This is a genomic window from Flavobacterium cerinum (assembly GCF_004028155.1).
GTDB lineage: Bacteria > Bacteroidota > Bacteroidia > Flavobacteriales > Flavobacteriaceae > Flavobacterium > Flavobacterium cerinum.
Map to the genome: position 1 here is coordinate 128,357 of NZ_SBII01000009.1, position 25,228 is coordinate 153,584.

Consider the following 25,228-nt stretch of genomic DNA (forward strand, 5'->3'; position numbering starts at 1 on the left):
CTATCAACAAGATGAAACCCCTTAAAATGGCTTTAAGTTTTTTCATTATCTTTCGGTCTTCTAATTCTTAACAAAACTACGAGTCAGCATGTCTTTAAATTACTTGATCGATCAGGAAATAAGAAATACTATATACAGCCATCCTGATATTATGTACAAAGACTTTGAACGCTGTACATTTAAAAACTGTGATTTTACACAATGTGATTTTACCGGTGTTGCATTTACCGATTGTATTTTTATCTCCTGTAACTTTAATGAGGCAAAAATCAATTATGTATCATTACGGGATGCATCATTTACCGATTGCAATTTTAGCAGCGTAAATTTCTCCATGGTAGATTCCTTATTATTTGGTGTAGAATTTAAAGACTGTATTTTGGACTATGCTAAATTTTACACCTTAAAAATTAAAGGAACCATCTTTAGCAATTGCAGCCTTACTGCTGTAGACTTCATGAGTACCGACTTAACTGGTGTTATTTTTGACAATTGTAACCTTCATAAAGCGGTTTTTGTAGATGCTGTTGCCAACAAAGCCGACTTTACTACCAGCTATAACTTCTCTATTGACCCGGAAAGGAACGAACTAAAAAAGGCAATGTTCTCACAAGCAGGACTTAAGGGACTATTAGAAAAATATGATATTATTGTGAAATAAAATATTCAAATTATTCCTGTATTTATGGTGAATAACTAAATATTTAGCTTACATTTGCAGTCTACTATAAACCATGTTACAACGGTTAATAGTTTAAAGACCCAGGGGCTTCCACTCACGGGTCTTTTTTATTTATATACCTCTGCGATTCTTTTTTTCGCTACAGCACAATCCTTATTTTACAATAAAAAACCCAGTACCTTTTCAGATACCGGGCAAATTGTATTGCTATAATTGTACAGCCTATTTGTAAGCATTCATCACAGTAACCTCATAACCATTCTTTCCTAAAAACAATTGCAGTACAGAACCGTCTTTAGCATTCCAGGCAAGGTTTATTTTAGAATTACCTTTTTGTATAGAATTATTAAGCAAATCTGCATTTCTAACATTTCCCTGAAGGTCTTTACCTTCTACACTTCTGTAAACATCCGGGTCAGAAAAAGTAAGTCCGTTATCTAATAGCATACCATCAACAAGCGCCATAGCTTCGTTTATACCTGTTGGCGTCTGAGCAAACTGTATTGTAGCTCTGGTGGAGTTTCCCTGCCTTTGCCACTGCCCCATTACAGGTTTAGAAGGATCTAAAGTCCCTTTAACGCTTAACGCTGTAGATCCAAACGTTTGTGCATTTATAAACATTCCCGTTAATAGTAGTAAGGCTGTGCATAATCTTTTCATAATAAATGGTTTAAAGTTATTTTTAAAATTACCAAAACCATTTTGCCGAGAAAAGACATTTAACAAAACAAGAAAATCCCTCCGAAGAGGGATTTTTAATTATATATGTATGAGATATTAGAAAACGAAAATCGGTCTTTCGCTCATCATATCGTTTACTTCGTCAGCAATTTGCTCAAGTAATTCTTCATTTGTATGATCCACAACCACACGGTCAATAAAATCAACGATAGTTTCCATATCAGCTTCTACAAGGCCACGAGTTGTGATTGCAGCTGTACCCACACGGATACCTGAAGTTACAAATGGAGATTTATCATCAAATGGAACCATGTTTTTGTTTACAGTGATCTCTGCTTTAACCAATGCATTCTCTGCCTCTTTACCAGAAATATTTTTATTTCTAAGATCAATAAGCATCATGTGGTTATCTGTACCCCCAGAAATGATATCATATCCACGTTTAACGAATGCTTCAGCCATAGCTTTAGCATTTTTACGTATCTGCATAGCATATTGGAAGAATTCATCAGATAATGCTTCACCAAAAGCAACCGCTTTAGCAGCGATAATGTGCTCTAATGGTCCGCCCTGATTGCCGGGAAAAACAGCAGCATCAAGTAAAGAAGACATCATTCTTGTTTCTCCTTTTGGTGTTTTGATTCCAAATGGATTTTCAAAATCTTTACCCATTAATATAAGTCCGCCTCTTGGCCCACGAAGGGTTTTATGCGTAGTTGTAGTAACAACGTGGCAATGAGGAATTGGATCATTCATAAGTCCTTTAGCAATAAGACCTGCAGGGTGAGATATATCTGCAAATAAGAATGCACCAACGCTATCAGCAATTTTCCTGAAACGCTCAAAGTCCATATCACGAGAGTAAGCCGAAGCTCCTGCAATGATCATTTTTGGTTTTTCTCTTTCAGCAATTTCCTGAATCTTGTCATAGTCTAAACGACCCGTTTCTTTTTCAACACCATAAAATACCGGTACATATAACCTTCCTGAGAAGTTTACAGGAGAACCGTGAGTTAAGTGACCACCATGAGATAGGTCGAATCCTAAAATTTTATCGCCAGGTTTAAGGAATGCATGGTAAACAGAAGCATTAGCCTGAGAACCAGAGTGTGGCTGTACGTTAGCATACTCTGCACCAAATAAGGCTTTAGCCCTGTCAATAGCCAGCTGCTCGATAACATCTACCACTTCGCAGCCTCCATAATACCTTCTTCCAGGATACCCTTCAGCATATTTATTTGTAAGCACAGAACCTGCTGCTTCCATTACCTGGTCGCTAACAAAGTTTTCTGATGCAATAAGTTCCAAACCGTGTATTTGCCTGTCTTGTTCTTCAAGAATAAGGTCGAAAATTTGTTCGTCGCGTTGCATTTTATAATATTTCGTTAATTTGCCGTCAAAAGTACGAAAAACGTTTGGTAAAACGACAGACAAAGCTATATTTGATAATTCAAAAAAACAAAAAAATACAACAGCAAATATGCCACTAACAGCAAACGATCCTTCAAGGAAGTCATGGCTTAATGTACATAAAGACAGTGATTTCCCTATACAAAATATTCCATTTGGAGTATTCATAACCAAAGATGATGTGGTAACGATAGGCACAAGAATTGGCGATTACGCCATCGATCTTGGCGCTCTTCAGCAGCTAAATTACTTTGAAGGCATTGAACTTACAGACGATATGTTCATGCAGGACACCCTAAATGACTTTATATCTGACGGAAAAAAGACATGGAGACTGGTACGTAACCGTATAGCAGATCTTTTTGATATAAATAATACTACACTTAAAAATAACGAAGACCACAAAGCAGTCGTTATCTTTAACATACAGGACGTAGAAATGCAGCTTCCTGTACTTATAGGTGATTATACCGATTTTTACTCAAGCCGTGAACATGCTACAAACGTAGGTACTATGTTCCGTGACCCGGAAAATGCTTTATTCCCTAACTGGCTGCACTTACCAGTAGGATACCACGGAAGATCGTCTACTATAGTACCTTCAGGCATACCTGTACACCGCCCAATGGGACAAACATTGCCTAACGGAGAAACCAAACCGGTTTTTGGCCCATCTAAACTGGTAGATTTTGAACTTGAAATGGCATTTATCACTACCGATGCTAATGTTATGGGTGAGCAGATCCCGGTTGAAGAAGCAGAAGACCATATCTTCGGAATGGTGCTGTTTAACGACTGGAGTGCACGTGATATTCAGAAATGGGAATATGTGCCGCTAGGACCCTTCTTAGCTAAAAACTTTGCATCGTCTGTATCACCATGGATCGTTACGCTTGATGCTTTAGAGCCTTTCCGTACAGCAGGTCCTTCTCAAAAAGAACCTGAACTTTTAGACTACCTTAAACTTGAAGGCAATCACTCTTTCGATATTAAATTACAGGTTGCTATCGAACCGGAAAATGGTGAAGAAACAGTAATTTCGAATTCGAACTTTAAATATATGTACTGGAGCATGGCGCAACAGCTGGCGCACCATACAGTAAACGGATGTCGTGTAAACTCTGGTGACCTTATGGGAAGCGGAACGATATCAGGCCCTACTGCGGACAGTTACGGTTCTATGCTGGAACTAAGCTGGGGAGGTAAAAACCCATTGACACTAAAAGATGGGACTGAACGTAAATTTATTAATGATGGTGATACTGTGATAATGCGCGGTCATTGCCAAAACGATGAAGTACGTATTGGTTTTGGAGAAGTATGCAGTAAGCTTCTTCCTCCATACATCAAAAAATAATACAACTTAAAACGCCCCAATTGGGGCGTTTTTTTATTCAAGCTAATCTATTTTCCGTTTTGCCAAAGGAAGATTTTTTTTATACTATTTTAAAGTTTATCTTTTACTATAGCTGCATCAATATCACTATGTGAACTATTGTAAACCGCTTTACCATTTTTAATTAAAAGTAGCTGTGGCGACTGGTGCTGTACTTCAAAACGTGAGGCTATCTCATTAGAGATATCTCTATGTTCCAATAAATCTAAAAAATAAGGCTTCGCCTTACCCTCTTCAACAGCATATTCCCTTTCAAAATTTTTAAGCGCCATACGGCTGATACTACAACGGGTACTATGCTTAAAGATAACAACCGGGGTTTCTGCTGATTCTTCAATGATATCTTCCAATTGCTTCAATTGTGTTAAATCGCTCCATACTATGTTTGAAGATGCTGTATCTTTACTTGTAGAATCCCCGAATAATTTATTAAACATACTCATATTGACAATTTTAAGACATTTTGTCTGTTAAATTAAGAGATTTCAAGCTCAAAACAGACAATTAGTCATATTTATCATACTGGAACGTAAATTGAAATCATTAATCAAAAATAAATAAATTAGATTATGAACTTTGCCAATTTTACCATAAAATCACAAGAGGCCATACAAAGGGCGCAGCAACTCGCTCAAAGCTTTGGCCACCAGCAGATAGAGAACGAACATATCGTAAAAGCCATTTTGGAAGTTGACGAGAACGTAACTCCTTTTCTGCTAAAAAAATTAAATGTTAACTTAGGTTTATTCCAGCAAATACTGGACAGTACCCTACAAAGCTTCCCCAAAGTTTCGGGAGGTGAAATGACACTTTCACGCGATGCGAGTACTGCACTTAACGAAGCCTCCAATATTGCCCGTAAAATGAACGATGAATTTGTTTCTATCGAACATTTACTACTTGCAATATTTGCTTCAAAAAGTAAGGTAGCCCAAATATTAAAAGACCAGGGTGTAACCGAAAAAGGCTTTAAGGCCGCTATAGAAGAATTGCGTAAGGGTGAAAGAGTAACTTCTGCAAGTGCTGAAGAAACCTATAACTCACTTAACAAATATGCTAAGAACCTCAACCAGATGGCCAATGACGGCAAGCTGGATCCTATTATTGGACGTGATGAGGAGATCAGGCGTGTGTTACAAATATTATCACGACGTACCAAGAATAACCCAATGCTTGTAGGTGAACCCGGTGTGGGTAAAACCGCAATTGCAGAAGGACTGGCACATCGTATTATTCAGGGCGACGTTCCTGAAAACCTTAAAAACAAAGTAGTATACTCCCTGGATATGGGTGCACTAATTGCAGGTGCAAAATACAAAGGTGAGTTTGAAGAGCGATTAAAATCGGTGGTAAAAGAAGTGACCTCTGCCGAAGGTGATATCGTACTCTTTATAGATGAGATACATACTCTTGTAGGTGCCGGCGGTGGTGAAGGTGCTATGGATGCCGCCAACATATTAAAACCTGCCCTTGCCCGCGGAGAACTTCGTGCCATAGGTGCTACAACGCTTGATGAGTATCAAAAATATTTTGAAAAAGATAAAGCCCTTGAGCGTCGTTTCCAAAAGGTAATGGTAAACGAACCGGATACCGAAAGTGCTATATCGATGCTTCGTGGTATCAAAGAAAAATATGAAACACACCACCAGGTGCGAATTAAGGACGAAGCTATTATTGCAGCGGTTGAATTATCGCAGCGTTATATAACTAATCGTTTCCTTCCGGATAAAGCGATTGACCTTATGGATGAAGCAGCGTCTAAACTGCGTATGGAGATCAATTCCAAACCGGAAGAACTGGATGTACTGGATCGTAAGGTCATGCAGCTGGAGATTGAGATTGAAGCCATAAAACGTGAGAACGATGAAGCAAAATTGAAATCGTTAGGAATGGATCTTGCCAATCTTAAAGAAGAACGTAACGAGGTTTATGCGCGCTGGAAAAGCGAAAAAGATATTGTAGACAACATACAGGCTGCTAAAACAGATATTGAGAACTTTAAGCTTGAAGCTGAAAGAGCCGAACGTGATGGCGATTACGGTAAAGTAGCCGAAATTCGTTATGGCAAGATAAAAGATGCTCAGGAAAAACTGAACCAAATGGAACAGCATCTTGCAGAAAACCAAAATGGTCAGAGTCTTATTAAAGAAGAAGTAACCAGAGAGGATATTGCTGAAGTAGTTGCAAAATGGACCGGTATCCCTGTAACAAAAATGCTTCAGGGTGATCGTGAAAAACTGCTTAAGCTGGAAGATGAGCTGCACAGACGTGTAGTGGGGCAGGAAGAGGCTATCGAAGCAGTAAGCGATGCGGTGAGAAGGAGCCGTGCCGGTTTACAGGATCAGAAAAAACCAATAGGTTCGTTCCTATTTCTTGGTACAACCGGTGTTGGTAAAACAGAGTTAGCAAAAGCACTTGCCGCTTACTTGTTTGACGATGAGAATGCCATGACCCGTATTGATATGAGTGAATATCAGGAACGTCACAGTGTGAGCCGATTGGTTGGTGCACCTCCTGGATATGTAGGTTATGATGAAGGTGGTCAGCTTACAGAAGCCGTAAGGAGAAAACCTTACTCAGTAGTATTACTGGATGAGATCGAGAAAGCCCACCCGGATACATTTAACATACTGTTACAGGTATTGGACGAAGGCCGACTTACAGACAATAAAGGTCGTGTGGCCGACTTTAAGAATACGATTATCATTATGACGTCCAACATGGGTAGCAGCATCATACAGGAGAAATTCGAAACGCTGAAAGGCGATGTTGAAAGTGCTATTGAAGCTGCAAAAGTTGAAGTACTGGGCTTACTGAAACAAACAGTTCGTCCTGAGTTCATCAACCGTATAGATGACATTGTAATGTTTACACCGCTGAGTGCCGATAACATCAAAGAGATCGTTGGTTTACAGATAAAATCGGTTACAAAATTATTAGCACAGCAAAACATTACACTCGATGCAACACCGGAGGCTATAGAATACCTTTCTAAAAAAGGTTATGACCCGGACTTTGGTGCGCGTCCGGTAAAACGAGTTATTCAGAAAGAAGTTATGAACGAATTATCGAAACAAATACTTTCCGGTAAAGTCACAACAGACAGTATTATATTACTGGATAGTTTTGATGGAAACCTTGTCTTTAGAAATCAGTCTGATCTGGTTGACAAAGAATAAGATTAGTAATTAGCAAATACAAAAACACCCCGCGATTGCGGGGTGTTTTTATTAGGTGCTCCTATCATTTTAGCGGGCACTTTTATATTCATAGTATTGTCGTATGGTTTGGATGTCTTTGTTAAGATGTTTTCTTCTAATTGCAATAAAATATATTGAAACCCCTACAGCAAGGCAGGATAAAAACAGGATAAACAATGTATTGATAAGATAATCACTAAAGGTTATATTATCAAAATTAAAGTCATTTATAAAAAGATAACCCGTAAACAGAAGGATGACCAATAAAAACAGATAGTACAGTGGTTTCATACACGTAAATATTAATCGTTAGACATTCGCTCAAAACACGATACAAGTTCGGGATTTAATTTACCATACTGTATAACTTTGTGACGCTATAACTTTTGATTATGTTTTTTTTTGTAGCCTTTGTAGTATATGTTAAACTAAAACCTTTTTAAAACAAAGCATTAACACAAAATCTGACTTTAAACATCATTTGTGTTAATATTTTTTTAATCACACATAATAATACTCTATTTAGTCTCAAATTTGTAATCACACCTTTAACCTGTTTAACTGCAATGAAAAGATACATATCCCTTTTACTACTTCCTTTCTTTTTACTAAGCTGTTCTGCAGCCAAAGACAAAAGCAACCATGCTTTATTCAAATCAAAAAAAGAAGAACAAAAGTATATTAAGGCGTATAACAAAAGTCTTAAACTGTGGCCGGTACCTTTTGAAGAAAAAGACGTTACTACAAGCTTTGGTACTGCCCACATCATAATTAGTGGCCCTAAAAATGGTGAGCCCCTTGTATTACTTCATGGTATGGATGCTACTTCTACCATGTGGTACCCTAATATAAAAGCATTCGCTAAAGAGTATAGAATTTACGCTATTGACTATATAATGGAAGCGGGAAAATCTGTGCTTAAAGAAAATAAGAACCTCAACAGTGAAGAGATCGTTACCTGGTACAATGAGATCTTTGATAACCTGAAATTAAAAAACATCAATTTATTAGGCACATCACGCGGAGGATGGAATGCAACACTCTATACGATCAAACATCCCGATAGAGTCAAAAAGTTATTATTACTGGCTCCTGTACAAACCTTTGGAATGATTAGTATGAAACCTGATCTGATAAATGCCGCTAACTTTAAAATTGCTCCCAACAGGAGACGTTTAAAAAAACTTATTGAAGATTTTTCATTGTATCCTGAAAAAATTGACCCCATTATAAAAGAACAAATCTATTTAGGTAATGACTATAGCAAAACCAAATTGGACTTATTTGCTATGAAACCATTTAGTGATGAAGAACTAAAAAGCCTGAATCTTCCTGTGTTAGTTTTAGTAGGCGATCATGATATTTTAAATCCTATAGATATTATAAAAACTGCTGCAGAGAAAATACCAAATGCACATGGAGCAGTAATTGAGAGCGCAGGCCATTTTCTTACTATAGACCGACCCGAGGATGTAAATAAAAGAGTACTTGATTTTTTAAAAGAAAAATAAAATTTCAAGAAGTAAACAATAAAACGCTATAGCGCTAAATAACAATCAAATTGGTAACAATTCCTTCATTATTTCTAATCATTTCCCGAGGATTATTTCTGTAAAATTGCCGCAAAATATTCTACATGAGAAAAATAATACCTTTGGTTTTTTTATCAGTTTGTTCTTTTCTATTAATAAGCAGCTGCAGTGACAGCAATGACGACAAAATAAAATGCACAGATATTACAGCCTTTGAGATCGTACAGCAGGCAAATCAGATAAACTTTTCTATTACGGCTTCAAATGCACTTACCTACGAAGTAAGCTATATCTTGAGCGGAAGCAGTTACGACCCCAACAACGGTACTATAATAACCTCTAATTCTCCTATCGGATCGATACCTGCGAATTTATTAAACACACACGATTATCTTTTTTATGCGCGAACCGTTTGCGACGGCAGTAATAAAGGTAAATGGATAGGGCCAAAAAAAATTACGCTACAGCAATACTGCGATACTCCTTCTGATCTTTATATAACAAGTCAGTTCTTTAGATGGAACGAGTCACATCTGTATGGTGAAGAAGCTTCAAATTATCAGATTGAGTATGGCCCTCTGGGTTTTACTCATGGTACAGGTACGATTGTAACCGTTAATAACAGTGTTTTTTCAGGTTACACACTTACCGCAGGACAGCATTATGATTTCTATGTAAGAGCATATTGTAAAAACAATGTAGGATATGGCAACTGGGCAGGACCTATTTCATATTATGCAGGCAATGGCGTGAATCAATGTGAATCTCCAAAAAACATAAGTTATGAAACGACAAGCATACAGCCATCTTACAGTAAGGTAGCAGTAAAATGGAGTGTAGATATTTTTAATGGTCCGTTTAACTATGAATACACTTTAGTACCTAAAAACGAAGTAATAAAAGAAGGAGACATCCGTACCAGCAAATCGGGAGAATTCCCGGTTTACAATAATTTATACAATGGTATTGACTATGATTTTTATGTAAGAGCAAAATGTAATGATGATAAGAAAAGTGAATGGACTAAAAAAACAATAGTATTTTAACACGTCTAATATATCCAACAGAAGAGTGCTCAAGGGCACTCTTTTGCTTTTTATACAGTATTTAATTGATCCAAAATAGTAATTTTGACGAACTACATCTAAAAACACTATTTTGAACATTACAATTAAAAACGAACTGCTAACTGCAACCATTAATCCACAGGGTGCAGAACTCAACTCCTTAAAAAGCGATAGCCATGAATACATATGGGAAGGAAATCCTGAATTTTGGGGAAAGCACTCCCCTATCTTGTTCCCTATTGTGGGTACACTTAAAAACAATTTGTACACTTACAAGGATGATGCCTATCACATGACCCGTCATGGTTTTGCGCGTGATAATCAATTTACAATAAAACATCACACTGATAATAGTATAGTCTTCTCTTTAACTTCAAATCAAGATACCTTAAAAATGTATCCGTTTGAATTTGAACTGGAACTAAAATATACTTTAGTAAACACTACGCTGACATTAGATTATATGGTAACAAACAAAGGAATCGACAGTATGCCTTTTTCTATAGGTGCACATCCTGCTTTTGCATTACCCGGCAATTTTGATGATTATAGCCTTACATTCGAAAAGGATAAAACGTTAGTAAGTACACAGTTAGAAAATGACCTGTTATCAAATAAAACGATTAGTTTGCCTACACATGGCGGAAAATTGCCACTATCTTACAACCTTTTTAAAAATGATGCCCTTATTTTAAAAAGCACATCTTCAAATTATGTTGACATTGCTAAAAACGACGATCCGTTTTTAAGAGTTACTTATAATGATTTTCCGCATCTGGGAATATGGACAAAAGAAAACGCTCCCTTTTTATGTATCGAACCATGGCAGGGATATTCTGATTCATTCGACTCTAATGGAAATATTTTAGATAAAGAAGGTATCATTCTATTAAAATCGGCAGAAAAATTCAATGCCGGCTTTTCTATACAGATATTCCATTAAATTTTGTGTAGTCAACGCAACTTCTTTATTAAATTTACATCTAAACAAAAATCAGAATACATGAAAACTATAAAATTTAAATTCATTGCTTTTTTAATTGTCCTTGCAAGTATAAGTGCCTGCTCTACTGAAAAAAATGAAGGCTACTGTTTCAGATCAGTATATACTGCTGTAAAATCGGTTGCCGGACCTGAGACAACTGCTGTAAATACAGCTATTACAATAAATGTAACTTATGTACCATTAGGCACATGTGGAAAATTCAAGCAATTTACAGAGTCAACTACATTCCCAAAAGAAATTAAAGTACTTGTAGATTATGAAGGCTGTAATTGTTTACCTACGGAAAAAGAGGAAACAATACCTTATTCTTTTACAGCAACTACAGCCGGGGAATATATTTTAAAATTTCAAACGGCCGACCCAAGTTCTCCGGTTACCAAAAAAATTACAGTTACAGAATAATACTAAAAAATCTTCCGTTATGGAAGATTTTTTAATTTTGTAAGAACTTCTTTAATATATTTGAGAACCTACCTACACATTATGAATGACTTTCAAAAAAGTTTTGAAGAAGTAAAAGATCTTATAAAATTTGGAGATTATGCTCTGGCAATAAAACGACTCCTGGATTTTACACTTGACACGCAAAACATCGAATTTTATAAAAAAACCGATCAGTTTCTGGATTGGATAGATGAGAATCAAAATAGCACTACATTACCCGAAAAGATTTTGACTTTAGTTAATGATCTCTATGCTTTTTTATCTGACAAACCCTTAAAAACTAAAGAAAAGATACTCGAAGCAAATGGGTTAATCAAGAAGTATTCTTCTTCATTTTCCCTTGGCCCAATAAATCTGGAACTTTTTGAAGGAGATATTGTAGGTCTTGTAGGTGAAAATGGAAATGGAAAAACCACTCTCTTACGATTATTATGTGGTGAACTTTACAATTCATCAGGAAGCATTAAATATAATTTTGATTACGAAGATCACTATGATCTTAGGACCAAGCTTGTATACATACCACAACGCACTGATACCTGGCATGGTTCTATGTATGAGAATCTTGTATTTACAGCCGCATATTATGGATACACTCCCGAAGAAAACAACCTTATCGTTAATCTCACTATTGCCCGTCTTGGACTGAGAAAGTTTCGAAATCATAAATGGAAAGATCTTTCTTCAGGCTATAAGATGCGCTTTGAATTGGCAAGGATGCTTTTAAGAAAACCGCGAGTATTGCTTATAGATGAACCTTTGGCGAATCTGGATATACTGGCGCAGCAAACCATACTAGAAGATTTCAAAGCAATAGCTAAATCACCTTTCAGGCCTATCGGAATAATTCTGAGTTCACAACAACTGTATGAAGTTGAAAAAACATCCGATCAGGTTATTTTTCTAAAAAACGGTATTCAAAAAAACCTACATAATACTACAATAAATGATAGTGAAAAAGAAAACGATCTTATAATTGAATTTGACAGTGAATGGAGTCAAGGCAGCCTAAATAAAGTTTTATCACAAAAAAAGCTTATATCACTTCAGTTTAATGGAGGTACCTATATAGCGACCTTCGATAATACAAAAACCATGAATGACTTCATGGGTGATATTATCGAAAATAACATTCCCGTAAATTACATGAGAAACATATCAAATTCAACAAGACGTTTTTTCGTTTCATAACAATAGTAAAATGCTTAAAAAAACACAAAATTACCTCCTGCTGAACCATCCACTTTTGTGGAACATAAAATTTGTCCCTGTATTTATTATAGCAGCTATTATAAATCTATTCTTCTTTTTTGGTGGATATATATATGGCGTTATAGACTTTACTAAAATAAAAGACTCTTACAGATATAATGACAGCACTCCTGTATTTGTAATATTCCTGAGCATTATTCTCTCACTCTTAGTTCTTATAATTTGGATTGTATACTACATTCGAAATAATGCTTTTAAAACTTTTTATCCAAAAAAAAGGATGTCTCTATTTAAAGAATGGGGACTTATTTTTATATTATGCATAGTAAATTGTTCTTATTTTATTTCTTTCACCTATGCGTATGAATTGCGGGCCAGACATTACTATGAAAAAAATGAATTGGTAAAAAGACTGGATATATTATCTAAAGCTTCAATATTTACTCAGGGAGGTTACGACAGATCCGAAGACACTATAATAAACCAGCAGGATATAAAAAGAAAAAACTTTATTTATTTTGGAAAAAAATATCAATTTGGTTCGTTGCTTAATAAATCTATGGAGAATTTTACACTCCAGAGCCGGGAAAAAGACTCCATTAATAAAAGAACAGTGATGCACTGGCTTGTAGAAAACAGGAAAGATTCTGTTAAAAATATTTTGACACAATTCCAGAATATATCTACTGAGCACAATCTCAAAAGCAACATTTCGACTGAGCAGTGGATGGATTTAGTATATAATTATCCCGAATTTATAAATTATAAGGTTGTTGGTAATGACAGTTTTAGTCCTGTATATGGATACAATTCAAATTATATTTATGATGAGTATAATGACGAATATAATTACACACAAAACACTATTGACCTTTCGATAAACATTCGGAAAATTGTAAAAAAAGATACTATTTATTACCCTAAATATTATGTTCCTTTAAGTCAGCTAAAATCAGCCTATAGTAAAATGTCGAAAGCGTGGGTAAATCCTGAAGCTAATACAACTGTTTTATTAGGGCTTTTATATTTTGCATTAGGCTTATCGGTTCTTATATTTTCTTTCAGGGTAACATCCGGAAGAAGTTGGCTTATTGCAGCTGTGTCTGGTGGTATTCTTGTAGTTATTACTGCTTTAATTTCCGTAATAATCTCCGAAACATTAGGTAGAGAGAGATTGCTATTAAGAAATGAATACCTTTTTATTGCCATCTGGGCGGTACTCACAATTATTTTATTGATATACTACTGTATAGCTTTAAGAAAAAAATCGAAAGGAATTTTGGGGATTGTCTTAAACTTACTGCTATGGCTTATTCCTTTCCTATTACCTGTTATATATGATGTTTCACATAAATTAGCAGCATCCTTAAATACCGACTATATAAAAGATGAAGCTTATGTAATGGTAGAACACCCATTATACATCTGGCTGGACCAATATATGGGCATAATGTTTTTTGCTAATTTAATATTTGTAATTTTATCTATGTATTACTTTACTATTTCTATAAAAAAGTGGAAAGGAATAGCAGAAGGATAACTATTTTAGTTTAGGTAAAGTCCTTATGTACAGCTCTTCTACTTTTTTACGTGCCCAATCAGTTTTTCGTAAAAAGGTAAGACTGGATTTAACGCTAGGGTTCTCTATAAAACATTTAATTTTTATCAGTTCACCGAGTGTATCAAACCCATAATAAGCTACAAGGTCTTCGAGTATTTTTTTAAGTGTGATACCGTGGAGCGGATCTTTTGAAGTCGTATTTTCCATGCTGTAAATGTAGCAAATAAAAAAGACACTTTTCTTTACACAAGGTTATCCAAATCAGCTTTAAAGTAAAGAACCCTATGTTTTGAAAAATTATAAAAATTGTAACTTACTATACAGTTGCGCCTTTGAACTATTGTGCTTACATTTGCAATCCTTATGCAAAAAACGGTTAACATACTAAACAAAAGAGCCAGGTTCGATTATGAGATCCTGGACCGCTATACTGCGGGTATTGTTTTAGCTGGATCTGAGATAAAATCGATCCGTTTAGGTAAAGCTTCAATTGCAGAAAGTTTTTGCGAATTCCATGAACATGAGCTATTTGCAATAAACACGAACATTGAAGAATATGCTTACAGCCGAAGCTTTAGCCATACACCAAAAAGCGAACGTAAACTGCTGCTGAATAAAAAAGAGCTTAAAAGCCTTTTGAAAAGTGTCCAGAACAAAGGACTTACTATTATCCCTCTTCGACTGTTTACTAACGAAAAAGGTATTGCCAAACTGGAAATTGGTCTTGGCCGCGGTAGAAAAAACTACGATAAGCGTGAAAATATGAAAGAACAGGACGTGAAACGCGACATAGCAAGAATCAAAAAAGAATACAAATAAAAAAAGGCCTCAATTGAGGCCTTTAATTTTTATACTATTTAAATCCTACAATTTCTTCTTCGGATGCAATAACTTCTTCAACGAATTTTTTAAACTCTGGGTAGTCTACAGGCTGTATATTATTCCATGAAGTCTTTACTTTTCTGACAACTTTTAGCTGGTTAGGTTTAACCAACTCATAAGTAACATCATAAATATGTCCTTTATATTTTAAATTTTTAGTTTGGGGTATTTCAGTAAACTTTTTATCTGGAGGTATATTAAGGATAACTTCTGTTTTATAATTGTTCACACGCTCATAGGTAGCATACTCAATATCAAAATTTCTTTTATCTGTAGTAATAATATCTCTTGTGTATGGTTTATCAATATAAGGGATTTCTAATATTTTTAAGCTACCCACAGATTGCAGCTTTTCCGATATTAAAAATTTAGTTTCATATTTAATTTCTTCACCAAATCTCTCATTTGCTATTAGCTTAAAAGATTCAAGTGAAATCACCTTATTGAGTCCATTCTTTAATTCTTCCTCAAATTCTTTCTTTCTTACATCTTCAGTAGTTGCCTGAGAAAATAATTCATTGTAATATGATTTATTACTTCCTGAACAAATATGAGTATTTGTAAATTTTTTCAAATTGTCTTCAATAGTGATTACACTTACAGTTTCAATTTTATTTTCAAGAGCATTATCAGATGGTATATTGATAATTCCTGATTTTTCATTCTCATTCTTATCAAAAGATACAACCAGAGCCTTTGCTTTATAGAGAGTGGATGGCATTGCCATAAAAGGTAAATAATTATCCGTCATCTCTACAAAAATATCTTTATTGTCAATTGTTAATCTGACTATGCAGTGATTAAAATTAATAGACGGTAATTTTAAGGATTGTGTACCATTATCGTTTGTTTGTACCAATACCAAATTTGCTTTTAATCCTGCACGTTCAGCCATAGCTACAAACAATGTTGAAACGTCTTTACAATCTCCTAATTTAGTATTTATTGTTTTGGATGGCTTTTGAGGTACGTATCCGCTTTGTCTAAAATCAAGAGAACTGTAAGTAATATTTTCGCCTACATATTTATATATCTTATAAGCAATTTGATACTGAGTTAAACCGCCAACTCCTTCAGGAAAAATTTCATTATAAGTTTTTATGGATATATAATCCATTTTAATGTTTTTCTTAACCAAATCTGCATACCAATTAGAAATATCAGACCATGATTTAATAGAAGATATTCTTACCTGATTTACTAAATCAGATGAACTTGGTGAAAAACTTTCATCAAGCGGCATTGCCGGAATATTTTTTCTTTCCCAAGATATATAAGTATTCTTATTATTGATTTTTTTTGTTTTTGAAGGAATCTCTCCATTCATTACATCATAGGAGAATTTTGCTTCAATCGGATGTATAATGCCAAATATGCTTTGCTGTGAAGGATATACTCCATTAAAATAATAAGAGATATTAAAATCTTTATAAAAACGTCCATACCCATTATCGGAAGTTTCATATTCAACATAAATAACATCATTTACCTTAAGGTTAGTAAATATAACAGTATTATAATTTTTTTCACCAGGAACAATACTACCATCTGGCTTAACAATTTCTGCTTTAAGAATATTTAAGTTATTTCCATTAATTTTATATTCTTTTAGCTCTTCAATACCGTTTTCAGCAATAACTTCATACAGGTTTATCACTTTTGCTCTTCTTCCGCCTTCAGGTAATATGCTAGCAATATATTCATCTAACAATACATTTACACCATAATCACACTGCATTTTAGATTTCCTTCTTTGCTTTATAATAGCATAAATATCTTTTGATGCTACCTGCTCTATTTCGTCTGGCACTTTTGTAATATCATAAAGTATTTTTCTTAAGGAAGAGTTAGCAGAATAATAAACTAGAGCTTCTTTAAAAAGTTTCTCAGCTTCATTTATTTTTTTCTGGGAATTGTATGCCTTTCCTTTTTCTTCCATAAAAAGGAAGGAGTAAGGGAAATTACCAAGAGCTATATCTGCATATTTTACTGATTTTTCATAATCACTATCATTATTAGCATAGGATATTCCTGAATTATACACATAGTTAAAATAAGGATATCGTTGAATTCTCTGATCAATTAGTTTTTTAGCATCTTCTTTTCTACCAGATGAATTATAATTGCTAATAAGTAAATCCTGGGCAGTAGAATTATCCCTTTTACTCACTATTTCTTCAAGCATTGAAATAGTTTTTGCTTTATCATTTTTAAAAGTCGTATATAATGGTGAAAAAAGAGTTACAAATAATTCATTATTATATGACTGCCCAATTATCTCCTCCATCTTTTTTATACTTAAATCAATATCAGAATTTCTAATAAGTATCATATATTCATACAATAAGGCATACAGATTTGAATGTAACTTTTTTGATTTTTCTCTGTATTTCTCAAGTTCACTTATATTAGCTTTTCCTAACCAGCCTTCATCCTGAAATTTATAGATAATACTATAATAATAGTCTTCATCATTTAGTTCAATATTCTTTCTTATTTCCTCAGATTTCTGAACGTCTTCCATTCCATTATAGTAACCTATTAATTTTACATTAAGCAATGAACTGTTTGGATATTTTGCGATAAGACCTTCTATAACATCATATGCCTTTTCATATTTATGATTATTCATATAGGCATCAAATAGTAATAACGTATTTAATATATTACCCGGGTCTTTAATTAACTTTTGCTGCAAAAAATCCTCATAATAAGGATTTGCCTCTACAGGGTTTATTTCTGCAATAGTAGATTTATTATAAGGTTTATATACATCTGAGAATGATAGCGATTCAATTTCATTTTGGTTGATATCTTTTATCGCTGCATAAAAATAATCGACAGCACCATGGATAGATGATTTTAATACAAGTCTATTGGTTCCTTTTTTTAAATTGAATTTAAGATGATAAGAATTAATGTCTGAGTTACTGATATTATCATTAACATAAATTTCAACATCATTCAGAAATATCTTTAAAGGACCACTCCCTCCAAAATTCAAAATTACCTGTCTGTCTGTATCTGAATCGATAAATGTTTGTGCATACATAATCCCATCTCCGTACTCTTTTTCATTTAAATAATAATGGCAGGCTTCATTTTGTTTTATTACGGGTATATACCATCTCACAAAACCATTACTATTAGCATTAAATGTTTTGTCATTCTTAGCGTAATATTCTGCTTCATATTCAGTTTCAAGACCACTACCATTCATGTTCTCAAAAACACCACAAAACTGCCATTTGGATATTATTCCGAGTTTTTTAATATAACTATCATATGAGGTATAATTTTGTCTCCTTCTTTCAAATACTGACTTAAAATAAATAATAAAAGGATCGTTACTATATTCAATATTATTAGAAACAAAATCCATTTTTTCAAAAGTAAGATCATCAAATCCGTCAGACTTTACATTTCCTATTACAAAAGGCTGGTACCATAATGGATATAAATAATTTTTACTTTCTTTAAATTTTGATAATTTTTCCAAAAAAGCTTTATCATAAGATAATCTGCCCTGCTCTTTATCTAATAGGGCATCAAGAATAAGTAAATCAATATCGCTATCTTTTTTCTTACCAAAATCTTTATTGAATAGCTTCCTTGCTTCTTCTCTTTTATTGACAAGTAAGAGGTCCCATACTTTCTGAATGTTTTGAGCATGGGTAAGATTACATGCCAATAATAACACAAGTAGAATTTTTTTCATACAATAACAAGGTAAAAGATTGGGGGGGTTAGATCTTTTTAATTTTTATTTTCTAACAATGGTACAAACCTGAATTCTCCAAATTCATGTTTTTCGAATTGTGTTTCATTTTTACGGATAAGCAATGTCATGATCTGCGGATCCTCACCGACAGGAATAACCAGCCTGCCTCCAATTTTTAACTGTGCTAATAATGGATTAGGTATCATTGGTGCGCCTGCAGTAACAATTATACTATCAAAAGGAGCATCATTAGGCAGTCCTTTATAACCATCACCAAACATAAGTAGCTTAGGACGTATGCCTAGTTTAGGCAATAACAATGAGGTACTTTTAAATAGTTCGTTTTGCCTTTCTATACTAAAAACTTTAGCGCCCATAGCACAAAGTACTGCCGTTTGGTAACCTGACCCGGTACCAATTTCCAATACCTGATGTCCTTTCTCAACTTCTAATAGCTGCGACTGGAACGCTACTGTATAAGGTTGGGAAATGGTTTGCCCTGCACCGATAGGAAAAGCTTTATCCTGATAAGCATAATCTTCAAAGCTCGAATTTAAAAAAAGGTGTCGGGGCACTTTTTTAATGGCTTGAAGAACATTTTTATCGGTAATGCCTTTTTTCTCCAAAACGGCTGCAAGTTGATTGCGAAGACCTTGGTGTTTGGCTGTATCTTTCAATGTAAGGGGATTATTTTTTGGTAAAAATAGAAAACAATAATGGCATTGTCAAACCCAAAACAGCTTATTCTACTATTTAAAAATGCATCAAAATAAAGGTCTTTTTTTTGATTGGGTGTTATTGTAATATCAAAACAAATAATGTTATTTTTGTTTAAAATATATTTTTATGCTAAAAGTTGGAGTATTAGGTGCCGGGCATCTTGGAAAGATACATTTGCGTTTGCTCAACCAGTCCCAAAAATATAACCTTGTGGGCTTTTATGACCCAAATAATGAAAATGCAGAAAAGGTTGCTGCCGAATTTGGTTATCAAAAATTTAATACCATCAGCGAGCTTATAGCAGCCGTAGATGTTGTAGATATTGTTACTCCTACCCTTTCTCACTATGACTGCGCTAAAGAAGCCATACAGGCAGGAAAACATGTTTTTATAGAAAAGCCTATCTCTAACACCATAGAAGAAGCCGAAGAACTTATTACACTTACTAAAAAACATAATGTTAAAGGTCAGGTAGGTCATGTAGAGCGTTTTAATCCTGCTTTCATTGCCACTAAAAACATGATCGTAAACCCAATGTTTATAGAAACACACCGTTTAGCAGAATTTAATCCACGTGGTACAGATGTTCCTGTAGTACTGGATTTAATGATACATGATATCGATGCTATTCTTAGTGTGGTAAAATCTAAAGTTAAATCTATTAATGCCAGTGGTGTTTCGGTTATTAGCGACACCCCGGATATTGCCAATGCCCGTATCGAGTTTGAGAACGGTTGTGTAGCAAACCTTACTTCGAGCAGGATCTCATTAAAGAACATGCGCAAATCCAGGTTTTTTCAAAAGGATGCTTACATCTCTGTCGATTTTCTTGATAAGGTCTGTGAAGTGGTAAAAATGAAAGATGCTCCAGAAGTTCCCGGTGATTTTGATATGATACTTCAAAATGCAGAAGGCGTTAAAAAGCAAATTTATTTTGAAAACCCTGATGTTGAAAGTAACAATGCCATACTTGACGAACTTGAAACGTTTGCCGATGCAATTAACAACAACACAACTCCGGTAGTGACTTTAGAAGACGGTACCGAAGCCTTAAGAATTGCTTACCAGATTATTGATTGCTTTAAAAAATAAATCATAACAACATGGCTAAAAAACTACTTACAGTACTTATAGTTCTATTTCTTGCAAATACAGCTATCGCTCAAAATTTGCAGATTAAAGGAGTTGTAAAAGACTTAATTACTAATGAAGTTATTGGCCAGGTATCCATAACTACCCAAGACCAGAAGTACGGTACCGTTTCTAACGACGAAGGTGCTTTTTCCTTATCAAGCCCAGAGAGCAGCAAAGCAATTACATTAACACACTTAAACTATACCACTCTAAGTGTTGATGCAAACAAACTGCCTGCTGACGGAATCTTTTTAATGGAACCTCAGCAGTTAATGCTCGATGAGATCGTTATTATGGGAGAACCCATCCAGGATGTCCTTAATAAACTTATTACAACATCTATGGCACGATTTACTGCTCCTTTACTGTTAAGTACTTATTACAGGGAGTTTGTAAAAATAAATGACAACTATACCAAATTTGCCGATGCGCTTATTGATTATAATGCGCGAAGAAAAGGTAAAAAACTGGATACAGAAGTTGTTGTAAAACAAAGCCGTGCAGCAAAGCTGCCTGGTGAAGACGAAGAAAACATAGATATTGTTTCTCCACTGGATGTAAGAAAAGCGGTTGAAAAAGATTATAATTTTGCAGGGATACACAATGTATTACTGGACAAGAAAGAATACAAAAAATATGACTTTTTAGTTAAGGTGCAGCAAGGTAAAGAAGGCCAGAAAACCCACAGTATAATTGTACAGCCTAAAGATGATGTACAGGAGGCTTTATTTGAAGGAACTATAACCTATGACCCTGAGCAGTTCCTTATCCTGAATGTAGACCTCTCCATGGCGGAATCGCATAAAAAATATATTAAAGAGCGTAATTTCCTTATCATAAAAGCCAGCCTTGAAGATATGGAGTACAAAAGTGCTTTTAAAATAGTAGATGATAAATACCTGCTTTCGTTTTCTTCAAGAAACGGTACAGTTCATATTCGCAATAAGCGAACATACAATGATAACATTACATTTAAAAGTGACCTTATTGTAACTAATTTTACATCTGACCTGTCTTCTTTCAATAAAAAAGAACGCTACAAAGACAAAGCCTTATACGATCACGGCAGTAATTACACCGAGAATTTCTGGCTAAAAAACAACTCCCTGCTTTTAACGAAAGAGGAAGAACGAATTATTAAATCAATAGAGAACAAACAATAGAATTTATATACAAAATGAAAAACATTGCAGTTATAGGTGCAGGAACAATGGGTAATGGTATTGCCCACACTTTTGCTCAAAGCGGATTCAGCGTTAAACTAATTGACATATCTGAAAAATCATTAGATAAAGGAATGGCTACTATTGCCGCTAACCTTGACAGGATGGTTGCAAAAGGTTCTATCACCGAAGAAGATAAAGCGAAGACCATTGGTAATATTATTACGTATACCGATATTAAAGACGGTGTTGTTAATGCTGACCTGGTTGTTGAAGCTGCTACAGAAAATGTAGATCTTAAACTAAAAATATTTAAAGACCTTGATGGTTTTTGCGAAGAGAAAACAATCCTGGCAACAAATACTTCATCTATCTCTATTACCCAGATCGCTGCGGTAACAAACAGACAGGATAAAGTAATTGGTATGCACTTTATGAACCCGGTGCCTATCATGAAACTGGTAGAAATTATCCGTGGATACAATACATCAGACGAGGTTACAAAACAAATCATGGAACTTTCTGAAAAACTTGGGAAAGTACCCGTAGAAGTTAACGATTATCCTGGTTTTGTGGCTAATCGTATCTTAATGCCAATGATCAATGAGGCTATCGAAACACTTTACAATGGTGTTGCAGGTGTTTATGAAATTGACACGGTAATGAAATTAGGTATGGCACACCCAATGGGTCCGTTGCAACTTGCCGATTTTATTGGTCTTGATGTATGCCTTTCTATCCTAAATGTAATGTATGACGGATTTAAAAATCCTAAATATGCACCATGCCCATTATTAGTAAACATGGTAAGAGCCGGTAAACTTGGTGTAAAATCCGGTGAAGGTTTCTATGATTATTCAGAAAGTAAAAAAGCTGAAAAAGTCGCTTACAAAAAATAATTATTTGCCATTCTGAACAGAGTGCAGCAAAGTCGAAGAATCTCACTAATTTAGATTAATGAGATTCTTCTTCATTTACAATGACACAACACTAACCAATACGTATAAAATTGGCCAAAATAGTTCCTTTTAAAGCAGTACGTCCCGCCCGAGATAAGGTAAGCCTTGTAGTATCGCGTTCTTATGACGATTATAATCCCGCCGAGCTTGCTTCGCAATTGGATTATAATCCGTTTTCATTTTTACATGTGCTCAATCCGGCTTATATAAATTTATTAAAGGCATCAGCAGAAACACGATTTAAATCGGTACACAATAAGTATGCTGAATTTAAGGAAGAACACGTACTTAAAAAGGAGGCTGACGCTGTTTTTTATTTGTATGAGATCCATAGCAAAAACCGTGTTTATACAGGAATAATTGCCGGAACTTCTATAGAGGACTATCAAAACAATGTTATAAAAAAGCACGAAGATACCCTGCCCTACCGTGTAGAATACTTTAAGGATTATTTACACATGACAGGGTTTAATACAGAGCCTGTGCTTATAACCTATCCTGAGAATAAAGAACTGGAACAATGGATTGGCGTTAAAAAACAAAAGAGGCCATTGTACCTGTTCACTACTCTTAACAGGGATAAACATACCTTGTGGCGTGTAAAAGACAAAGCAGAAATACTTTGGATTCAGGAACAGTTTGCCGCTATGGAAAGCCTTTATATCGCCGATGGACACCACCGTTCGGCTTCAGCAGAAATGCTGTATGAAGAAGACAAGATATCGGGTAATGGAAACCTGAACTACTTTATGAGTTTTCTTATTTCAGAAAACGATTTGAAAATTTACGAATACAACCGTATTATCCACGACCTGAACGGACTCACAAAACACCAGTTTCTTCATGCTCTCGCAAAAGATTTTATTGTAGAGAATAAAGCACAGGAACTATGGAAGCCTGATGCTAAATTTAGCTTTGGAATGTATCTGGACAGTGAGTTTTATGCCCTGCGTTTAAAAGAGACACAATTTGGATCGGTACTGGAAGCGCTGGATGCGCAGATACTATACGAAAAAGTGCTTCATCCATTGCTTGGTATAACCGACTTGCGTAATGATTCACGTATTGAATACATTCCCGGCAGTAAACCTATCACGCAAATAAAACAAATGGTAGATGAAGAAGAATATGAAGTAGGCTTTATGCTTTTCCCTGCCAGCATTAGTGAAATAAAAGAACTGGCAGACAACAACCTTATCATGCCGCCAAAAAGTACCTATATCGAACCAAAAATAAGGAGTGGTCTAGTTGTTTATGAACTTTGAGAGTAAATACTATGGAGCTTAACAAGAGTGAAAAAATACTATGGCAAGGAGTTCCTAAACAGGGGTTTAAAATCATTTTACAAGATTTAATTATCATTCCATTTTTACTACTTTTCATTTGTGCATCAATATTTATGCTTTATATAAATTTCATTGGTATATTTTTTGTCATATTTACTGTCTATGTTATATACACAAGATATATACGAGATATCATTGATAGGAAAAACACAAAATATTATATTACAGAACAACATGTAATACTCTGTAAACCAAAAAATACTGTTACCATTCCATTTAAGGAGATAAAAAAGATTAGTTACACTGATCATCCATTTAAATTTATCTATGGTTCAATTATTTTTGGAGAAGAAGAAAATATTTTTGGTGATCCAAATGAAGAATTTTCATTTGGTTATAAAGGAGGATTAAATTTAACAAGAGATAAAACAGTAATTGAATATATTAAAGATTATAAAGAAGTATATCAATTAATTCAGGAAAAAATTAAAGAAAGTAAATCTTAAGCATGTCAATAAAAAATAACCTTCTCGAAATAAAATCATCTTTACCGGAACACGTGACGCTTGTAGCGGTTTCTAAAACCAAACCTGTGCCCGATCTTATGGAAGCCTATGAAGCTGGGCAACGTATTTTTGGGGAGAATAAAATTCAGGAAATGGCCGATAAATATGAGCAGCTTCCTAAAGACATTGAATGGCATATGATTGGTCATGTACAAACCAATAAGGTGAAGTATATGGCTCCTTTTGTAAGTCTTGTCCATGGTGTAGACAGTATGAAGTTATTGGCAGAAATAAACAAACAAGCAGCTAAAAACAATCGTGTTATAGACTGTTTGCTTCAGGTACACATTGCCGAAGAAGAAACTAAATTTGGTATGGATCAAAAGGAACTTACAGCAGTAATTACTTCTGATGATTTTCAACAAATGAAAAACATACGTGTAACCGGACTTATGGGTATGGCTACTTTTACTGAAGATGAAACCCAGATCAAAAAAGAATTTGATCATCTTAAATCTATTTTTGACAATTTGGACCAACAACGTGAAGCTGCAAACCTGAAACCTAAAACACTGAGTATGGGTATGAGTGGCGACTATAAGTTAGCTATTGCCTGTGGAAGTACTATGGTTAGGATTGGCAGTAGTATTTTTGGACATAGATAAT

Annotated in this window: 23 protein-coding genes; 16 read left to right on the forward strand and 7 right to left on the reverse strand. The window is 34.7% G+C overall.

The window, feature by feature from the left end:
- The first annotated feature begins 88 nt into the window (after positions 1-88).
- The gene (locus tag EPI11_RS13020) at positions 89-661 is read left to right on the forward strand and encodes a pentapeptide repeat-containing protein (protein ID WP_128390418.1); all 573 of its coding nucleotides are present in this window, start codon (positions 89-91) and stop codon (positions 659-661) included.
- A 243-nt stretch (positions 662-904) separates the two neighbouring features.
- Here EPI11_RS13020 and EPI11_RS13025 read toward each other — a convergent pair whose 3' ends face one another.
- Both EPI11_RS13025 and glyA read right to left on the reverse strand, forming a co-directional pair.
- Complete coding sequence (locus EPI11_RS13025) at positions 905-1,342, reverse strand: hypothetical protein (protein WP_128390419.1); 438 nt, start codon at positions 1,340-1,342, stop codon at positions 905-907.
- A 117-nt stretch (positions 1,343-1,459) separates the two neighbouring features.
- Positions 1,460-2,734 carry a serine hydroxymethyltransferase gene (glyA, locus tag EPI11_RS13030; RefSeq protein ID WP_128390420.1) on the reverse strand — a complete coding sequence of 425 codons (1,275 nt, stop codon included), beginning with the start codon at positions 2,732-2,734 and terminating at the stop codon, positions 1,460-1,462.
- Positions 2,735-2,843: 109 nt separating this feature from the next.
- Here glyA and fahA point away from each other — a divergent pair, with 109 nt between their 5' ends.
- A complete protein-coding gene (fahA, locus tag EPI11_RS13035; protein WP_128390515.1) occupies positions 2,844-4,130 on the forward strand; it encodes a fumarylacetoacetase in 1,287 nt (428 codons plus the stop codon).
- Positions 4,131-4,219: 89 nt separating this feature from the next.
- Here fahA and ytxJ read toward each other — a convergent pair whose 3' ends face one another.
- Entirely contained in the window at positions 4,220-4,612 is a 393-nt protein-coding gene (gene ytxJ / locus EPI11_RS13040) for a bacillithiol system redox-active protein YtxJ (RefSeq protein ID WP_128390421.1), read from the reverse strand.
- Between the two features lie 126 nt (positions 4,613-4,738).
- Between ytxJ and clpB the strand changes: the two genes are divergently transcribed.
- Positions 4,739-7,348, forward strand: a complete 2,610-nt coding sequence (gene clpB, locus EPI11_RS13045) for an ATP-dependent chaperone ClpB (protein WP_128390422.1) — start codon at positions 4,739-4,741, stop codon at positions 7,346-7,348.
- A gap of 69 nt (positions 7,349-7,417) precedes the next feature.
- Here clpB and EPI11_RS13050 read toward each other — a convergent pair whose 3' ends face one another.
- Positions 7,418-7,660: a hypothetical protein gene (locus EPI11_RS13050; RefSeq protein ID WP_128390423.1), complete on the reverse strand. Its 243-nt coding sequence runs from the start codon at positions 7,658-7,660 to the stop codon at positions 7,418-7,420.
- 275 nt (positions 7,661-7,935) lie between these two features.
- Between EPI11_RS13050 and EPI11_RS13055 the strand changes: the two genes are divergently transcribed.
- The 6 genes from EPI11_RS13055 (at position 7,936) to EPI11_RS13080 (ending at position 14,170) form a co-directional block, all read left to right on the forward strand.
- Positions 7,936-8,880 carry an alpha/beta fold hydrolase gene (locus tag EPI11_RS13055; protein ID WP_128390424.1) on the forward strand — a complete coding sequence of 315 codons (945 nt, stop codon included), beginning with the start codon at positions 7,936-7,938 and terminating at the stop codon, positions 8,878-8,880.
- A gap of 125 nt (positions 8,881-9,005) precedes the next feature.
- Positions 9,006-9,947: a fibronectin type III domain-containing protein gene (locus tag EPI11_RS13060; protein ID WP_128390425.1), complete on the forward strand. Its 942-nt coding sequence runs from the start codon at positions 9,006-9,008 to the stop codon at positions 9,945-9,947.
- 112 nt (positions 9,948-10,059) lie between these two features.
- Positions 10,060-10,911, forward strand: a complete 852-nt coding sequence (locus EPI11_RS13065; protein ID WP_128390426.1) for an aldose 1-epimerase family protein — start codon at positions 10,060-10,062, stop codon at positions 10,909-10,911.
- Positions 10,912-10,971: 60 nt separating this feature from the next.
- Positions 10,972-11,376 (forward strand): hypothetical protein, encoded by a 405-nt coding sequence (locus EPI11_RS13070; protein ID WP_128390427.1) that lies wholly within the window; start codon positions 10,972-10,974, stop codon positions 11,374-11,376.
- A gap of 81 nt (positions 11,377-11,457) precedes the next feature.
- A complete protein-coding gene (locus tag EPI11_RS13075) occupies positions 11,458-12,609 on the forward strand; it encodes an ABC transporter ATP-binding protein (protein WP_128390428.1) in 1,152 nt (383 codons plus the stop codon).
- A 10-nt stretch (positions 12,610-12,619) separates the two neighbouring features.
- On the forward strand, positions 12,620-14,170 hold the full coding sequence (locus tag EPI11_RS13080) for a hypothetical protein (protein ID WP_128390429.1): 1,551 nt from the start codon (positions 12,620-12,622) through the stop codon (positions 14,168-14,170).
- Here EPI11_RS13080 and EPI11_RS13085 read toward each other — a convergent pair whose 3' ends face one another.
- A complete protein-coding gene (locus EPI11_RS13085; protein ID WP_128390430.1) occupies positions 14,171-14,398 on the reverse strand; it encodes a VF530 family protein in 228 nt (75 codons plus the stop codon).
- Positions 14,399-14,554: 156 nt separating this feature from the next.
- On the opposite strand from EPI11_RS13085, the gene smpB reads away from it, so the two are divergent.
- On the forward strand, positions 14,555-15,010 hold the full coding sequence (smpB, locus tag EPI11_RS13090; RefSeq protein ID WP_128390431.1) for an SsrA-binding protein SmpB: 456 nt from the start codon (positions 14,555-14,557) through the stop codon (positions 15,008-15,010).
- 34 nt (positions 15,011-15,044) lie between these two features.
- On the opposite strand, the gene EPI11_RS13095 is transcribed toward smpB, so the two are convergent.
- Both EPI11_RS13095 and EPI11_RS13100 read right to left on the reverse strand, forming a co-directional pair.
- Positions 15,045-18,791: a transglutaminase domain-containing protein gene (locus EPI11_RS13095; protein WP_128390432.1), complete on the reverse strand. Its 3,747-nt coding sequence runs from the start codon at positions 18,789-18,791 to the stop codon at positions 15,045-15,047.
- 38 nt (positions 18,792-18,829) lie between these two features.
- Complete coding sequence (locus EPI11_RS13100; protein WP_128390433.1) at positions 18,830-19,471, reverse strand: protein-L-isoaspartate(D-aspartate) O-methyltransferase; 642 nt, start codon at positions 19,469-19,471, stop codon at positions 18,830-18,832.
- Positions 19,472-19,640: 169 nt separating this feature from the next.
- On the opposite strand from EPI11_RS13100, the gene EPI11_RS13105 reads away from it, so the two are divergent.
- From EPI11_RS13105 to EPI11_RS13130, 6 genes are all read left to right on the forward strand, one after another.
- Positions 19,641-20,606, forward strand: a complete 966-nt coding sequence (locus EPI11_RS13105) for a Gfo/Idh/MocA family protein (RefSeq protein ID WP_128390434.1) — start codon at positions 19,641-19,643, stop codon at positions 20,604-20,606.
- A gap of 11 nt (positions 20,607-20,617) precedes the next feature.
- Positions 20,618-21,811: a carboxypeptidase-like regulatory domain-containing protein gene (locus EPI11_RS13110; protein WP_128390435.1), complete on the forward strand. Its 1,194-nt coding sequence runs from the start codon at positions 20,618-20,620 to the stop codon at positions 21,809-21,811.
- 14 nt (positions 21,812-21,825) lie between these two features.
- On the forward strand, positions 21,826-22,710 hold the full coding sequence (locus EPI11_RS13115) for a 3-hydroxyacyl-CoA dehydrogenase family protein (protein ID WP_128390436.1): 885 nt from the start codon (positions 21,826-21,828) through the stop codon (positions 22,708-22,710).
- 110 nt (positions 22,711-22,820) lie between these two features.
- Positions 22,821-24,035: a DUF1015 domain-containing protein gene (locus EPI11_RS13120; protein WP_128390437.1), complete on the forward strand. Its 1,215-nt coding sequence runs from the start codon at positions 22,821-22,823 to the stop codon at positions 24,033-24,035.
- 11 nt (positions 24,036-24,046) lie between these two features.
- Positions 24,047-24,562 carry a YdbT family protein gene (locus tag EPI11_RS13125; protein WP_128390438.1) on the forward strand — a complete coding sequence of 172 codons (516 nt, stop codon included), beginning with the start codon at positions 24,047-24,049 and terminating at the stop codon, positions 24,560-24,562.
- A 2-nt stretch (positions 24,563-24,564) separates the two neighbouring features.
- Positions 24,565-25,227 (forward strand): YggS family pyridoxal phosphate-dependent enzyme, encoded by a 663-nt coding sequence (locus EPI11_RS13130; RefSeq protein ID WP_128390439.1) that lies wholly within the window; start codon positions 24,565-24,567, stop codon positions 25,225-25,227.
- Position 25,228: the final 1 nt, after the last annotated feature.